At 40.4% G+C, this 17,856-nt stretch carries 8 protein-coding genes and 1 pseudogene; 8 read left to right on the forward strand and 1 reads right to left on the reverse strand.

Translation table 11 applies throughout. From position 1 onward, the window contains the following. Nucleotides 1-1,052 precede the first annotated feature (1,052 nt). Nucleotides 1,053-1,355, reverse strand: coding sequence for a hypothetical protein (locus ODU46_RS04340; protein ID WP_275125578.1), 303 nt, complete (start codon nt 1,353-1,355; stop codon nt 1,053-1,055). Nucleotides 1,356-2,034: 679 nt separating this feature from the next. On the opposite strand from ODU46_RS04340, the pseudogene ODU46_RS04345 reads away from it, so the two are divergent. The 8 genes and pseudogenes from ODU46_RS04345 to gtfA all read left to right on the forward strand — a co-directional run. After that, nucleotides 2,035-6,381, forward strand: a pseudogene (locus ODU46_RS04345) (DUF445 family protein); the annotation flags it as partial. Between the two features lie 2,370 nt (nt 6,382-8,751). Further along, nucleotides 8,752-8,874, forward strand: a complete 123-nt coding sequence (locus tag ODU46_RS04350; RefSeq protein WP_161496330.1) for an LPXTG cell wall anchor domain-containing protein — start codon at nt 8,752-8,754, stop codon at nt 8,872-8,874. Nucleotides 8,875-8,974: 100 nt separating this feature from the next. Beyond that, nucleotides 8,975-10,234: an accessory Sec system protein translocase subunit SecY2 gene (gene secY2, locus ODU46_RS04355; protein ID WP_161949734.1), complete on the forward strand. Its 1,260-nt coding sequence runs from the start codon at nt 8,975-8,977 to the stop codon at nt 10,232-10,234. A 10-nt stretch (nt 10,235-10,244) separates the two neighbouring features. After that, the gene (gene asp1 / locus ODU46_RS04360; RefSeq protein ID WP_222759345.1) at nt 10,245-11,837 is read left to right on the forward strand and encodes an accessory Sec system protein Asp1; all 1,593 of its coding nucleotides are present in this window, start codon (nt 10,245-10,247) and stop codon (nt 11,835-11,837) included. Further along, entirely contained in the window at nt 11,812-13,386 is a 1,575-nt protein-coding gene (gene asp2, locus ODU46_RS04365) for an accessory Sec system protein Asp2 (RefSeq protein ID WP_044668843.1), read from the forward strand. Before asp1 ends, asp2 begins: the two co-directional genes overlap by 26 nt. Further along, the gene (gene asp3, locus ODU46_RS04370; RefSeq protein WP_114866823.1) at nt 13,386-13,943 is read left to right on the forward strand and encodes an accessory Sec system protein Asp3; all 558 of its coding nucleotides are present in this window, start codon (nt 13,386-13,388) and stop codon (nt 13,941-13,943) included. Before asp2 ends, asp3 begins: the two co-directional genes overlap by 1 nt. Beyond that, entirely contained in the window at nt 13,940-16,336 is a 2,397-nt protein-coding gene (secA2, locus tag ODU46_RS04375) for an accessory Sec system translocase SecA2 (RefSeq protein ID WP_398579296.1), read from the forward strand. Before asp3 ends, secA2 begins: the two co-directional genes overlap by 4 nt. Nucleotides 16,337-16,355: 19 nt before the next feature. Further along, nucleotides 16,356-17,855, forward strand: a complete 1,500-nt coding sequence (gene gtfA / locus ODU46_RS04380) for an accessory Sec system glycosyltransferase GtfA (protein ID WP_029171037.1) — start codon at nt 16,356-16,358, stop codon at nt 17,853-17,855. Nucleotide 17,856: the final 1 nt, after the last annotated feature.

Here is a 17,856-nt window from a genome sequence, read left to right on the forward strand (position 1 = left end):
AAAAACATTGCTAAATAAAAGTAGGTTTATATATATATATATATATATGTGTGTGTGTGTTTACTTAAGAAAATACGATGATTTGTCTAAATGAAAATACTAATTGAGGTTATTCATATGCCTGAAAACGCTGTAAAATAGCAATTGTTTTATTATTTATACAAATGTATTACAAAACGAATGTTCTGAGCATAAAGAGTTGACAACCTTTGTTGTTTTAGGTAAAATATCGTATAAACCTCCCTAAAAATATATTTATAAATATGTTTTTAGGGAGAGATTATATATCAACATACAGATTACGAGGTATTTATGGAAAGAAAAAACGGAAAGCGGTATACCGAGGTCTCGCGTAAAAGCCGAGTGAAAATGCACAAGTCTGGGAAGCATTGGGTACGTACAGTTATGTCACAGATTGGGCTTATTCAATTGGGGAAACGTAGCGCTTCTGAAAGTCCAAAAATAAAATTAACTTCTGCAAGTCGGCAAGAGTCTGCTGCGAAGATGTTGCGTGGATTGATAGCTGCAAGTGCTGTGGTCGGTGGAGGACTTACTGCAGAGCAAGTTCTTGCCGAAGATACGGTAATTGCTACTGAAGTAACCACATCAGTGTTAGCTAACGAAGACACTATTAGCATGAGTGATGCTGGTACGGAATCAGATACATCTTCACAATCAGTAAGTGAATCCGAGTCGACAAGTCATTCAGAGTCAATCAGTGACTCTGAATCTATTAGTAGTTCGGAATCTGATAGCATATCAGCTTCGACAAGTGAGTCAATATCAGAAAGTGAATCGATTTCATTTAGTGAATCTACTTCTTCAAGTGAGTCGACAATTGCTTCAGAAAATAGTCAGTCTTCATCTACGGCATCAGAGTTATCAGAGAGTTCAACTGCAGAGTCGACAACTTCAGAAGAAACTCCTCAACAAGTCTTAGAGCAAGTTGTTTCGGAAGCAGAGGTTTTAGTACAAATCGCAAGTAATCAAACTGCACCAAGTCAAGCCTTACTAACTGCAATTGGAACCAGTCGTGATCAGCTGCTGTTGGCTCAAACCATCTTAGGAGATGCGGATGCGACTGCGGCGGACCTTGCTACCATTATCAGCAGTTTGCAAGCAAGCAACCAAGCAATTGGTCTTTTGTTGTTGGAAAATGATGAAGACGGAGTGATTACTTTTGCTCTTAATACTTCAACGACAGCAACCGTGACTAAAGTTGGTGAAGGATATGGTATTTTGGTTGATACCTTGTCAACTGCTTCACCATCAATGGATAATGCTAACGGTGCTGCAATTTCAAATCCGACAAATAATACAAGTTTTACACCATCTTCAGATGCGGAACGTTTCACCTTTAACTATTCAAAATTCAACTGGTTTGGTGATCAGCTGACAGATCAAACAGTCAAAGATAACTACTATTTCCGTTATTCTTTAGACTACGATACAACAACTACAACAACTTATGTTGAATTAGTTAATAAGACGACAAACACTGTAGTTGAAAGTTACACTTTGGATAAGGGTGATACTGCAACATTCACTTACTTCCAAAGTTATGCTGGTGCTAACAACCTACCGTTAACAATTACATACGGTGACAGTACTTCATCAAGTACAACTTCTGGTGAGCTTCAATTACAATACAACGGTGGTACCCTTACTAACACTTTGGTACCAACCTATCAAGAATATACAACTTACTATAAGACAACTGATGGAAAAACAATTGCCACTTACACCATCAATGGTATTGGCGGACAAATGGCAACACCATCAGCTAAGCGTGACTTTGTTGGTTACGACTACTCAAGTACAACAGGTGGTACAACAGTACGTCTCTACTCACCAGGTACAGTGTATAACGATGGAGCTATTGCTACAAACTACATCAAGCGTTTGGCAGAGGTTGTAGATGAGAACGGTAGCCTTGTTAAGACTATTTGGGTAAAAGATCCTACCTATACTGGTACAGTTGATTATAACTCTACAGACACAACTGGTTTCATCAAGGTGATGGAAACATCTGTCATGGCTCCAGGAACAGCCAATACCAGTCTTGTAGTTCCAGTCACAGATTTTATCTCTGCTGAAGAGTCTGCCTTGGCTACAGCTAATGCTCAAGCAGGTAAAACTGGGAATGACATTTTCTCTGTTATCTATGAAGATAACTACCAAACAATCCGTATTGGTTTTGATGGTTATGCAAAAGCAGCGAAAAGTTACCCTGTGAGTATGTTGGTTCAGATTATCCTGAAAGAAGCACATCCAGATTATAAAACATTTACAGGGACATTAAACCCTAATACAAAAGGTGCATCTGTAGCCCTGGCTAATGGATTAACTGCTAATACAGTCAATGAAACAACTCATTGGTACACTGTAGATACGTCTGAATCAGAGTCACTATCAAACTCAAATTCGTTGTCCTTGTCTGAATCAGAATCAACTTCAAATTCCGAATCAACGTCGAATTCAGAATCAGTTTCAAACTCTGAATCAGTTTCTAATTCTGAGTCAACTTCAACATCAGTCTCAGAATCAATTAAAGAGTCCGTTTCAGAGTCAGTCTCTGAGTCAATTAAAGAGTCCGTTTCAGAGTCAGTCTCTGAGTCAGTAAGCGAATCAGTCTCAGAGTCAATTTCTGAATCAGTCTCAGAATCAGTCTCAGAGTCAATTTCTGAATCAGTCTCAGAATCCATTTCCGAGTCGGTCAGCGAATCTATTTCTGAATCTACATCTGAGTCACTTTCAGAATCCGTCTCTGAATCCATCTCCGAGTCGGTCAGCGAATCAGTTTCTGAATCTACATCTGAGTCAATTTCGGAGTCAATAAGTGAGTCACTTTCAGAATCCGTCTCTGAATCCATCTCCGAGTCAGTCAGCGAGTCGATTTCTGAATCTACATCTGAATCGATTTCAGAGTCTACATCTGAGTCAATTTCTGAGTCAGTAAGTGAGTCAATTTCAGAATCCGTCTCAGAATCGGTAAGCGAGTCAATCTCTGAATCTACATCTGAGTCCATCTCCGAGTCAGTTAGCGAATCCATTTCGGAATCTACATCTGAATCAATTTCCGAATCCATCTCAGAGTCGGTCAGCGAATCAATTTCCGAATCTATATCTGAGTCCCTTTCAGAATCAGTAAGTGAATCAATCTCTGAATCAGTCAGCGAGTCTCTTTCCGAATCCGTATCTGAGTCCCTCTCCGAGTCAGTCAGTGAGTCAATTTCCGAATCTGTATCTGAATCAATCTCTGAATCGGTTAGCGAGTCAATTTCCGAATCCGTATCTGAGTCCCTCTCCGAGTCAGTCAGCGAATCTATTTCAGAATCAGTCTCAGAATCAATTTCAGAATCTGTATCTGAGTCCCTCTCCGAGTCAGTTAGCGAATCGATTTCCGAATCTGTATCTGAGTCCCTCTCAGAGTCGGTAAGCGAGTCGATTTCAGAATCAGTCTCAGAATCCATCTCCGAGTCAGTTAGCGAATCCCTTTCAGAATCTGTATCTGAGTCCCTTTCCGAGTCAGTCAGCGAGTCGATCTCAGAATCTGTATCTGAATCCCTCTCCGAGTCGGTAAGCGAATCTATTTCAGAATCTGTATCTGAATCCCTCTCAGAGTCAGTGAGTGAATCCATTTCTGAATCTACATCTGAATCTATCTCTGAGTCAGTAAGTGAATCTATCTCAGAGTCAGTAAGTGAATCGATTTCAGAATCTGTATCTGAGTCCCTCTCCGAGTCGGTCAGCGAATCAATTTCAGAATCCGTATCTGAATCTACATCTGAATCAATTTCCGAATCCGTCTCCGAATCTATCTCTGAATCGGTAAGTGAATCTATCTCAGAGTCAGTAAGTGAATCGATTTCAGAATCTACATCTGAGTCAATTTCAGAATCAGTCAGCGAGTCGATCTCTGAGTCAGTGAGCGAATCTATTTCTGAATCTACATCTGAGTCTATCTCTGAGTCGGTAAGTGAGTCCCTTTCAGAATCAGTAAGTGAATCGATTTCCGAATCAGTCTCAGAATCTATCTCTGAATCGGTCAGCGAGTCTATTTCAGAATCTGTCTCTGAATCCATCTCCGAGTCAGTCAGCGAGTCAATTTCAGAATCCACATCTGAATCTATCTCTGAATCAGTGAGTGAATCAATTTCAGAATCCACATCTGAATCTATCTCTGAATCTATCTCTGAATCTATCTCTGAATCTATCTCTGAATCTATCTCTGAATCTATCTCTGAATCCGTATCTGAATCGATTTCCGAGTCAGTGAGTGAATCGATTTCCGAATCAGTCTCTGAATCCATCTCCGAGTCAGTATCAGAATCTATTTCGGAATCTACATCTGAGTCCATTTCAGAATCAGTCAGCGAATCGATTTCCGAATCCGTCTCAGAATCAATTTCTGAGTCTACATCAGAATCCATCTCCGAGTCAGTGAGTGAATCCATTTCGGAATCTATCTCTGAATCGGTCAGCGAATCGATTTCCGAATCTGTCTCTGAGTCAATTTCCGAGTCAGTCTCAGAATCCATCTCTGAGTCAGTAAGTGAATCTATCTCAGAATCGGTCAGCGAGTCAATTTCAGAATCCGTATCTGAATCGATCTCAGAGTCGGTCAGCGAGTCAATTTCTGAATCTGTCTCTGAATCCCTTTCAGAATCAGTTTCTGAATCTATCTCTGAATCGGTCAGCGAGTCGATTTCCGAATCCGTCTCTGAGTCTATCTCAGAGTCAGTCAGCGAATCGATTTCCGAATCAATTTCCGAGTCAGTCAGCGAATCGATTTCCGAATCCGTCTCAGAATCTATCTCAGAATCAGTAAGCGAATCAATTTCGGAATCAGTCAGCGAGTCGATTTCCGAATCCGTCTCAGAATCTATCTCAGAGTCAGTTAGCGAATCGATTTCCGAATCAGTTTCTGAGTCAATTTCCGAGTCAGTCAGCGAATCGATTTCCGAATCCGTCTCAGAATCTATCTCAGAGTCGGTCAGCGAGTCTATTTCTGAATCTACATCTGAGTCCCTTTCCGAGTCAGTTAGCGAATCGATTTCCGAATCCGTCTCAGAATCTATCTCAGATTCGGTCAGCGAGTCAATCTCTGAATCTACATCTGAGTCTATCTCCGAGTCAGTCAGCGAGTCTCTTTCTGAATCCGTCTCTGAGTCTATCTCCGAGTCGGTCAGCGAGTCAATTTCCGAATCCGTCTCAGAATCTATCTCAGAATCAGTAAGCGAATCAATTTCTGAATCCGTCTCTGAATCCATCTCAGAGTCGGTAAGCGAATCAATTTCTGAATCCGTCTCAGAATCCCTTTCAGAATCAGTTTCTGAGTCCCTCTCCGAGTCAGTCAGCGAATCGATTTCAGAATCGGTATCTGAATCCATCTCAGAGTCAGTTAGCGAATCAATTTCTGAATCTACATCAGAGTCAATTTCCGAGTCAGTAAGTGAATCTATCTCAGAATCCGTATCTGAATCAATTTCCGAGTCAGTAAGTGAATCCATTTCGGAATCTACATCTGAATCTATCTCTGAATCAGTGAGCGAGTCACTTTCAGAATCCGTATCAGAGTCCATCTCCGAGTCAGTCAGCGAGTCCTTTTCAGAATCCGTATCAGAGTCCATCTCCGAGTCAGTTAGCGAATCGATTTCAGAATCTACATCTGAGTCTATCTCAGAGTCAGTGAGCGAATCCATTTCCGAATCAGTCTCAGAATCCCTTTCCGAGTCGGTCAGCGAGTCAATTTCCGAATCGGTATCTGAGTCCCTTTCCGAGTCAGTCAGCGAGTCGATTTCAGAATCTACATCTGAGTCAATTTCAGAGTCAGTAAGTGAGTCTCTTTCCGAATCCGTCTCAGAATCCCTCTCCGAGTCAGTCAGCGAATCGATTTCCGAATCAGTCTCAGAATCTATCTCAGAGTCAGTCAGCGAGTCGATTTCAGAATCTACATCTGAGTCAGTTTCAGAGTCGGTTAGCGAGTCCCTTTCCGAATCGGTATCTGAGTCTATCTCAGAGTCAGTAAGTGAATCGATTTCAGAATCAGTCTCAGAATCTATCTCCGAGTCGGTCAGCGAGTCGATTTCAGAATCTACATCTGAGTCAATTTCAGAGTCAGTAAGTGAGTCTCTTTCCGAATCAGTCTCTGAATCCCTCTCCGAGTCAGTCAGCGAATCGATTTCCGAATCAGTCTCAGAATCTATCTCAGAGTCAGTCAGCGAATCGATTTCCGAATCCGTCTCAGAATCTATCTCAGAGTCAGTCAGCGAGTCGATTTCAGAATCTACATCTGAGTCAATTTCAGAGTCGGTTAGCGAGTCCCTTTCCGAATCGGTATCTGAGTCTATCTCAGAGTCAGTCAGCGAATCAATTTCAGAATCCGTCTCAGAATCTATCTCTGAATCGGTAAGCGAGTCTATCTCCGAGTCAGTGAGCGAATCTATTTCTGAATCTACATCTGAATCAATTTCCGAATCCGTCTCTGAGTCTATCTCCGAGTCAGTCAGCGAGTCCCTTTCCGAATCAGTCAGCGAATCCATTTCGGAATCTACATCTGAGTCACTTTCCGAATCCGTCTCTGAATCCATCTCAGAGTCAGTCAGCGAGTCGATTTCTGAATCTACATCTGAATCGATTTCAGAGTCTACATCTGAGTCAATTTCAGAGTCAGTAAGTGAGTCAATTTCCGAATCCGTCTCTGAATCCCTTTCCGAGTCAGTGAGTGAGTCAATTTCCGAATCCGTCTCTGAATCTCTTTCAGAGTCAGTAAGTGAATCGATTTCTGAATCAGTCTCTGAATCCATCTCCGAGTCGGTTAGCGAATCCCTTTCAGAATCCGTATCGGAGTCCCTTTCAGAATCAGTTAGCGAGTCTATCTCAGAATCAGTGAGCGAATCTATTTCCGAATCCGTCTCTGAATCCATCTCAGAGTCAGTGAGCGAATCTATTTCTGAATCCACATCAGAATCTATCTCTGAATCAGTCAGCGAATCCCTTTCAGAATCTGTATCTGAATCCCTTTCCGAGTCAGTGAGTGAGTCAATTTCCGAATCCGTCTCTGAATCTCTTTCAGAGTCAGTAAGTGAATCGATTTCCGAATCCGTCTCTGAATCCATCTCCGAGTCGGTTAGCGAATCCCTTTCAGAATCCGTATCAGAATCTATCTCCGAGTCGGTCAGCGAATCAATTTCGGAATCCGTATCAGAATCTATCTCAGAATCAGTAAGTGAGTCACTTTCAGAATCTGTCTCTGAATCCATCTCAGAATCGGTCAGCGAGTCCATCTCAGAGTCGGTAAGCGAGTCGATTTCAGAATCTACATCTGAGTCTATCTCCGAGTCAGTTAGTGAATCTATTTCGGAATCTACATCAGAATCAATTTCAGAATCTGTCTCAGAATCTATCTCTGAATCGGTCAGTGAGTCGATTTCAGAATCAGTTTCTGAGTCCCTCTCCGAGTCAGTAAGCGAATCGATTTCAGAATCTACATCTGAGTCAATTTCCGAATCAGTCTCTGAGTCAATTTCCGAGTCAGTAAGTGAGTCAATTTCTGAATCCGTATCTGAGTCCATCTCAGAGTCAGTGAGCGAATCAATTTCGGAATCTACATCTGAGTCAATTTCGGAATCAGTCTCTGAGTCAGTCAGCGAGTCAATTTCAGAATCAGTAAGTGAATCTATCTCTGAATCAGTCAGCGAATCGATTTCAGAATCCGTCTCTGAGTCTATCTCTGAATCGGTCAGCGAGTCAATTTCCGAATCGGTATCTGAGTCCCTTTCCGAGTCAGTTAGCGAATCAATTTCTGAATCCGTCTCTGAGTCTATCTCTGAGTCAGTGAGTGAATCAATTTCTGAGTCTACATCTGAATCTATCTCAGAATCAGCAAGCGAATCTATTTCGGAATCAGTCTCTGAGTCTATCTCCGAGTCAGTGAGCGAGTCAATTTCAGAATCAGTTTCTGAGTCCATCTCAGAGTCAGTCAGCGAATCGATTTCCGAATCAGTCTCTGAATCTATCTCCGAGTCGGTCAGCGAGTCAATCTCTGAATCTACATCTGAGTCCCTTTCCGAGTCAGTTAGCGAATCAATTTCTGAATCCGTCTCTGAGTCTATCTCTGAGTCAGTGAGTGAATCAATTTCTGAGTCTACATCTGAATCTATCTCAGAATCAGTAAGCGAATCTATTTCGGAATCAGTCTCTGAGTCTATCTCCGAGTCAGTGAGCGAGTCAATTTCAGAATCAGTTTCTGAGTCCATCTCAGAGTCAGTCAGCGAATCGATTTCCGAATCGGTCAGCGAGTCAATCTCTGAATCTACATCTGAGTCTCTCTCCGAGTCAGTCAGCGAATCAATTTCAGAATCTGTATCAGAATCTATCTCCGAGTCGGTCAGCGAGTCGATTTCTGAATCCGTCTCTGAGTCCCTCTCCGAGTCAGTGAGCGAGTCGATTTCTGAATCCGTCTCTGAGTCTATCTCCGAGTCAGTGAGCGAGTCGATTTCAGAATCTGTATCAGAATCCATCTCCGAGTCAGTTAGCGAATCTATCTCTGAATCGGTCAGCGAGTCGATTTCAGAATCTGTATCTGAATCTATCTCTGAATCGGTAAGCGAATCCATTTCCGAATCGGTCTCTGAATCCATCTCCGAGTCAGTCAGCGAATCGATTTCAGAATCCGTCTCTGAATCTATTTCAGAGTCAGAATCAACCCCGTCTCGTCAATCTCAAACTCCGCGTAGACAAGGTGCGTTGCCAAATACTGGTGAACAATCATCAGCTTGGGCAGGAATCCTTGGGGCAGGTCTCCTTCTTGGCGGTTTGTATAAACGCCGTAAAAAAGAAGAGGAAGATGTCGAGGAAAACAGTAATTGACGACAGTGATATTTTCGAAGCTATTTATTTGAATAGCTTCGATTTATCATGTATTGTGAGAAGTGTATTCTCACAATACATGATAGAAAGAGGGTATAAAATGTTTGCATCAATGAAGAAAAAAATCCAAAGTTCATTAATTTTAAAAAGGATACTTTGGTCAGTTGGTATAATTTTTGTCTATATGTTAGGGAAATATATTCCTATTGGGACGTTGCCAGTTTATTCTGAAATAGGTGCTGGTGGGTATGATTTAACGAGTTCTCTAGATACTTTAGCGATGGTATCTGGAGGGAATTTTTCTATGCAGAATCTATTTTCATTGGGTTTAAGTCCTTGGATGACCAGTATGATTCTGTGGCGTTTTTTGAGTTTGTTTAAAGTGGTAAAAGTGGCAACGAAGCGACAAACTCAGTTATGGCAGATGTCACTGATGTTTATAATTGCTTTTATTCAAGCATACGGGTATAGTGGTGTTAGTGATTATTTCGAAATTCCAGCATTAGGACCACAGAGTAAAGTACTTTTGAGAATCAGTTCAATTGTTATCCTGATAGCAGGGAGCTATGTTCTTGCATGGCTTGCGGCTGTTAACGCTAGAAAAGGCGTTGGTGGGCCATCAGTCATCATTATTTCGAATATGACCTTAACATTTTTAGTAAATATTGCTAGATTGGTATCTGAGAATCGCTTTGATATTTGGATTTGGTTGCTGATTACTCTGTTTGTCCTAGGTGGAGCATCAATTCTTATTTGGATTACAATTAGGGTCTTTAGAGCAGAATATCGAATCCCTATTCGAAGAATAACAATTGTTAGTTCCTTTGCAGAGGAGACGTACATCCCTCTCAAATTAACCCCAGCAGGTGGGATGCCGTTTATGTATGCGATGACCTTGATGACTCTACCTCCGTTATTTATTTCTATATTGCTCGGATTTTTCCCAGATAATGAAGTACTACAGTATCTTTCACAACATTTCTCAATGTCACAGCTAGTAGGAATAATTTTCTATCTTATTCTGTTATTTATTCTGGCAATTGGCTTTGCGTTCTTTAATTTGGATCCAGGAGAAATTGCTGAAGGAATGCAAAAAGGTGGGGATTATATTGAAGGAGTTCGTCCAGGAGAAGCTACTAAGAAATACATCGGATCGTATTTGTGGAAATTGGCAATTATAGGTGCAATTTATACAAGTTTAATGGGGGGTATTCCCATGTTGATTATTTGGAGCCAATCAGGGCAGATAAGTTTTGCTATTCTTATACAAAACATTTATATTATGACCACTCTGATGTTAGGAATTGTAGAGCAAATAAGTGTAATGCAAACTTGGAAACAGTACGATGACTTGATTTAAAGGAGAAAAAATGTATTATTTTATTCCGTCATGGTATAACGGAAATCGTAAGTGGTTTGTTGAAACGCCACTATGGTTCCGTGTATTTGAGCGTATGAGCTTTGATGATACAATCAACCAAATTCAGATGTTTCAAGCCGCTCATGAAGAAGCTGCGCTTATTTTGACATGCTACCACCCGCAACTTCGCTATTATTTACACAAACAAGGCTTATTAGATGTGAATTATTGGTCATTTTTTGATGATATTCAAAATATTCAAAGAAAGGAAACGAAGACGATTCCTTTTAAAGAATTAGGATGGCCTGAAGGAACTAGATTTATCTATTCCCCATTTATGGTATTGGCATATGTTGATAACGAAAAGATTGCTGATATTCATTTTGCCGAAAATGGTAATCTACACTTTGTTATTTTTTACGAAGAAAATAAAGAAGCTAGACGCTATTACTTTGACGATAGAGGATTTTTATCTAGCATTCAATATTCAAAAGATGGTGTTCCTAGTTATCAGGATTACTTAAATGAATTTGGGGTATGGCAGGTTCGAGAACATCTAACTCGAAAGCATAGTGTGATTGAAATCAATCCATCGGCCGATCAAATCTTCCATAAATTAGAGTATGATGCCTGGGAGGAATTGTTTAAAGAACGTGTACAATTACTGAAATCTGAGTGGATGAAACCAGATGACTTTTTGGTGGTAGCTAGTGATTTACGTCATAATGATCTTATCTTTAATAATTTTAGCGAGTATCGAAAGGTATTTTCTCTCTTTGGCGATCGTTTTGATGTAAAAAATACTGAGGCGCTAAAGCTGGTTGTTGAGGCTGCAAGTTTAGTAATTATTGATACTGAGGCAGCAGAACAACAGCTTTTGGCAGAAATCGAACAACACCAGTTACCACATCGTTTTATTAATCGCGTTACTCCATTTGATACTCGTCTTCGCTTAGGGCGTAGCCAGACAATTAAAGAACTAATTATCTATTTCTTAATTGATGGTATAGATCAAACCCGTTATCGTCTAGCTTTAGATGAAATTTTAGGAACAATGATGGAGAATCCACTGATAGAACTTCATTTAATAAGTTATGAGAACGGTAGAAAAAAAGAGCAGGTAACAGAAGAAGTCTTGCAGATTATTAATGAAAATTATTCATTAGAACGATTCACTGATTTGGTGGAAAATGAAAGCGAGAACTTACTGGAAGAAGATGAGGAAATAGAGTTAACTGCTATCCAGTTCAAACATTTTACAAATGAAAATCAGATTATAAAAGAATTGGATACAACAAGATTAGTGATTGATTTGAGTGAAAAACCTCACATATATACTCAAATTGCAAGCATTAGTGCTGGTTTGCCTCAAATTAATATGATAAAAACTGAGTATGTGACCCATTCAGAAAACGGTTGGATTGTTGATGAGGTTTCAGGGATTTCGGAAGCTATTCGTTATTATTTTGATGGCTTGAGCAATTGGAATAACTCGCTTATTTATACAGTTCAAAAAATGGGTGATTATACTAGTGGAAAAATCATAGCCCATTGGAAAGAATTATTGGAAAGTAAAAATGAAACTATTGCAGATAGGGGATGAGAACTGGGCGAAAGACCTAGAACTTCCCGAACAAATAGAGTGGTTATACACGCCAAGTGATAAACTACAAGATTACTTAGAGGGATTAAAAGCTGCTGAAATTGCCAAGATACCCGAGGAAAGACTAGCTGAAATGGAAGAACCTCCAAAAGTTCATATTCATTTTTCAGGTGTGGTAGTTACTTCGGATATTGCGGAAGAAGTACTGGAGCAACTTACCTCTAATGTCGATGCTTACTCTCTATTTAAGGATAAGGGAGTCACTATTTTCGATCAGCGAGTAGATGGAATTTGTCGACGAGCGGTAATGAGGGAACTACCTATTGAGGAATCACATTACGACACCATACTTTATCTATATCGGAATTTATTTGGTGGGCAATATGGTGCAAAATTAAAGATTCCTGAAATTGATGTAAATCCGCACTTTAAAGGACAAGTATCATACGATGGAAATGTTGGTGTGAATTTTGAAGGAGACTTTGGTAAAGACTTTACAACACTATATACATTTCGGTATAATCTGCCTGTTTTCTCTATGTCATTGGAACTTTGGCCAGAATTCATAAAAGAAGGCGACTGTCAACTCCGAATGGAGATTGTTTGTCTTCGCAAGGGATCGCTTGGCGATGTGTATAAAACTCTGATTATTGACGAATGTGACTTAAAAGAGCCATATATTTTAAGGACAGATGAGGAAGTTGGCCATTATTCTATTTCATTTAGTGTAAAAGGAAGTGGAAAGCTAAAATTTGGTGTAACTCACTGGAGATACTCTCGAGAAGGGCTTGGGCGGTTTGTTTTAGGTGGAAAGCGACACGTTGATGAAAAAAGACAAGAGATTTTTACCTATTTCAATCCTGGAGATTTAAAACCACCACTGAATGTATACTTTTCTGGTTTCCGTGGAGCGGAAGGTTTCGAAGGGTTCTTTATGATGAAAGCTATGAGAACTCCATTTATGTTAATTGCTGATCCGCGTTTAGAAGGTGGGTGTTTCTATTCTGGAACAGAGCAATTGGAAAAGAATGTGATTGATGCCATTCAGGAGTCGTTAGACTATCTTGGTTTCACATCCGATCAATTGATTTTATCCGGGTTGTCGATGGGCGCATTTGGTGGTCTCTATTATGCTTCTCACTTTAAACCGCACGCTGTCATTGTTGGGAAACCATTTACAAATTTAGGAGATACAGTTGCTAACTTGAAGTTGAAGCGACCAGATGAGTTTGAAACAAGTGGCGATATGATTCGAAATGTCGTTGGAGGATCAGACGAAGCAGCGATTGAACGTTTTAACCAGCATTTTTGGAATAAATTTGGTAAGGTAGACTTTGATAAGACGGAATTTGCCATTGCCTACATGCAACAGGATGACTATGATGGTCATGCTATGGAGCGTTTAGTAGAGCATCTGGCAGATAGTGATACACATATCTATGCCAAGGGATATGAGGGACGTCACAATGATAATAGTAGAGCCATTAATAGGTGGTTCATGACGCAGTATCATAAATTCTTGAAGAACGATTTTGGAAGGAAGCTCTAATGGAAGGACGATTAATACAAAAGATTTATTGGGGAGATACAGCGAATGGTGGAAATTATTTGTATGGCTCTGTAATTGATCATTTTGATAAACAGGTTCAGTTTGAAAATCTTCGTTTTGCTTCTGGTAAACCAATAAAACGATGGCATTCAAGGACCAATTATCAAGGGGATCGTCAGTCGCCGAATCTTCCGCTTTTGCGTCCTGGTTATCGCTATCGCATAGAACACAACTATTCTGTTGAACCAGAAGGTCGTGCTTACATTGAATTGCAATATTTTAATCGCCAAGGCGAGGTTGTTGGATTAGATATCTTGAAAAATGGAGAACAAGAGTTTGTTTACCCTGCTGATGCCTTCACTTACAATATGGCTTTAGTTAGTGCAGGTTGTCAGCGTGTTTATTTTTCTGATATTGCACTATATGTCTTGGACGAGATTGACACCCACTACCAATCTAGAAAAGCGAGGGGGTATTACAGCCAAAATCGTTATCCGCAGGATTTAGAATTTGTAACAGGCCTTATCCGAAATACTAGAGAAGAGGAAGGGGTATGAAGTTAAGAAATAATACTTCAATTTTAAACAAATATCGGTTGTTTAAAATTAGGCGTATCACTAAAAAAATTATTAAACTAGAATCTGAGTATCGCCAAATGACCGATGAAGAGCTTTCTGGTCAGACAATAAAATTCAAAGAACGCCTTGCACAAGGGGAGACTTTGGATGATTTGTTGGTAGAGGCTTTTGCAACTGCGAGGGAAGCCTGCTACCGCATACTAGGGCAGTTTCCTTACGAAGTTCAAGTCATGGGAGGCATCGCCCTCCACCAAGGTTGTATTGCAGAAATGCGTACCGGAGAAGGAAAGACCCTAACTGCAACAATGCCCCTTTACCTAAATGCACTAATGGGTAAGGGAGCGATACTAGTAACCACCAATGCCTACCTCGCTGTTCGTGATGGGGAAGAAATGGGAAAAGTCTATCAGTTTCTAGGCTTGACTGTTGGGATTGGTGCGAAGGAAGAAGATACTGATACGAATCAAGATTCAGAAGAAGATAGGGAAAGTGTCTATATGGCAGATATTACCTATACAACTAGTGCAACACTTGGTTTCGATTATCTCTCTAATAATCTTGCGTCATCTGCAGAAGGCAAATTCCTACGAGACTTTAACTATGTAATCGTTGATGAGGCGGATGCCGTCTTACTAGACAGTGCTCAGACACCGTTGATTATTTCGGGTTTTCCACGAGTGCAATCAAACCTATTTGATATTTGTAATCAGTTCATTCTAACCTTAAAAGAAGGGGAGGAATTCTTTTTTGACCCAGATAAAAAAGAAGTTTATCTGACAGATAAAGGGAATGACTATGCAGAATCGTACTTTGATATAGCTGAACTCTACTCATCCGAAAGTTGGGAGTTGAATCGCCATATTAACTTGGCTCTCCGCGCTCATTATCTTTATCGGAAAAATTTTGATTATGTCGTGCAGGATGATGAAATCAAACTGTTGGATAATCGGACAGGTCGGGTGCTAGAAGGAACACGTTTGCAATCTGGTATTCACCAAGCTATCGAGACAAAAGAAAAGGTCAAGAAGACTAAGGAAAGTCGAGCGATGGGCTCAGTCACCTATCAGAGTCTATTTAACATGTTTCCGAAAATCGCAGGAATGACTGGAACTGGACATCAGGCTGAAGATGAATTGATTGAAACTTATCATGTCCCTGTAGTTTCTATTCCGACAAATAAACCGACCCAGCGCATTGACTACCCTGATAAGATATATGCCACCCTACCAGAGAAGTTATATGCCACCATTGAGATGGTAAAAAAACTTCATGCGAAGGGGCAGCCTGTATTGTTAATTTCAGGAACGGTAGAAATCACGCAAATTTATTCTAAGATGTTGTTGCAAGAAGGAATTCCGCATAGTACCCTTACAGCTAATAATGTTGCCAAAGAGGCGCTTATTATTCAAGAAGCGGGACAATATGGAACTGTAACTTGTGCAACTATTATGGCTGGTCGTGGAACGGACATCAAACTTGGTCAAGGAGTGGCTGAACTTGGCGGGTTAGCAGTTATCGGAACAGAGCGGATGCCCAACAGTCGTATGGACTGGCAGTTGCGAGGTCGTTCAGGACGTCAGGGTGAACCGGGGATGTCACAATTTTTTGTCTCATTGGAAGATGAGTTGCTAGTCAATAATGGACCTGAGTGGGTTAAAAAGTACTTTAAGAAAAATAACAACACCGAACGAAGGAATTATGGACAGCCCTTAAAATCGAAACGCTTCAAACGTGCACTTACGCATGCTCAAACAAAAAGTGAGGATGGGGCGATTAGTTCCCGTCGTTTTACGATCGAATATGATGAGAGCATGCGCATCCAGCGGAATAAGGTATATGCTCTTAGGGATAAACTCATGTTAGAAGACGTGGATCTGTCGGCTAAGGTAGAGAAAATTGTATTTGAAGTCATTGGAGATTTCTTACAGACCCATCCCAAACGTAGCCCTCATCAATTGAGACGCTATATTTTGGACAACTTTACCTACGAATTTAAAAAAATACCTGAAGATTTGCTTCTTGCTAGTGATACCCAAATTGAGGACCTACTTTTTCTAATCTTTAAAAAGGAAATGAAGAAGAAAGCTCGTATTGTTCAAACACATGAGGGGATGTCTGAATTTTATCGATTGGCAGTTTTAAAGGCTATTGATGAAGCTTGGATTGAAGAGGTAGATACGCTGCAACAGTTGAAAGGTGTGATAACGACGCGTTCAACAGCACAAAAAGGAAGTGTCTCCGAGTACTACAAAGAATCTTTGCGCTCCTACAAGGAAATGACTCGACAAATTCAGCAGAAAATTGTACGTAATATCATGCTAAGTACTATCGAAGTAGATAAAGAGGGAAGATTCTCTATTTACTTTGTATAAGGTGAAGTGAGGAAAGTGAATGACAATTTACAATATCAACCGAGGTATCGGTTGGGCCAGTAGTGGCGTTGAGTATGCTCAAGCCTATCGCGCGAGCATACTAAGAAATATTCAGCAAGACAGTAAATTTATTTTTACGGATATGTTCCAAGGTGAAAACCTTGCACATTATACAGCTAATATTGGTTTTCAAGATGAGGAAGTAGTATGGCTGTATGGATTTTTTACTGATGTGAAAACCAGATCGACAACCTATACCATTGGTCAGTTTGAATCGAGTTTATCATCTGGCATGGTTAAAATCTCACAAAACAATGACTCTATCCGCTATGAAGATAAGGAAAAGGGCATTGTAGCCGTTGGTTTTTTGAGAAAAGATCACCCAGACTATGTGCAACGTGTCGAATACCTATCCAAAGGGAAACTTATTCGTAAAGACTATTTTAGTTATACAAAAATGTTCTCTGAATACTATGCACCAGTAGACAATCAGCCTAAGTTGTATCAACGGACATTCTTCAATGAAGATGGCAGTGTAGCCTATGAAGAAAACTGTGACGGTGAAAAGTCTCTATTCCGTTTCAAGGATACGATTTTATTTTCAAAAGAAGAATTGATTGGCTATATGTTGGATTGTTTGCAGTTGACCAGTCAAGATATTATTCTTGTGGATCGCGCGACGGGAACAGGTCAAGCTATTCTTCGTCATAAGGGAGCTGCAAAGGTTGCTGTGGTGATTCATGCGGAACACTACAATATTAATTCAATGACAGAGGATACCATTCTCTGGAATAATTATTATGAATATCAGTTTACCAATGCTGATAAAATTGACGCCTTCATCACATCCACCCAGGCTCAGAAAGATACGCTGTCTGCTCAATTTAAAAAATATACAAATTTAGATCCAGCTATTTTTGTCTTGCCAGTCGGTAGTTTAGATAAATTGCGTCATTCAGCCGAAGGAAGACGTCCATTCTCGCTTCTTACCTGTTCACGTTTAGCTGCAGAAAAACATATTGATTGGTTAGTTGAAGGTGTCGTCTTAGCGCAGAAGCAACTACCTGACCTAACATTTGATATTTATGGTGCTGGTGGTCAGCAATCGAAGTTGGCAAGCATGATTGAGCAACATCAAGCGCAAAGTTATATTCATCTCAAGGGACACCATGATTTGACTGATATTTATCAGCAGTATCAAGTATATCTGACAGCCTCAACCAGTGAAGGCTTCGGTTTGACTCTGATGGAAGCTATCGGCTCAGGTTTGCCGATTATTGGTCTGGATGTTCCGTACGGGAACCAAACCTTTGTTGAAAATGAAAAAAATGGTTCTCTTATTCCGAGACAGGACCCAGATGATGCCATTATCTATGCACAAGAATTTGCGAAGCGCTTGATTCAACTGTATCAATCTAACCAATTGGATGCCTGGCATCAGGCTTCTTACAAGCGGGCAGAAGAATTTCTAACCAGTCGTCTAGAAGAAGCTTGGCAAACATTTATCGAGGAGGTGTAAG

This window comes from Streptococcus sp. 2020WUSS089 (assembly GCF_044427405.1).
Taxonomy (GTDB): Bacteria; Bacillota; Bacilli; order Lactobacillales; family Streptococcaceae; genus Streptococcus; species Streptococcus hashimotonensis.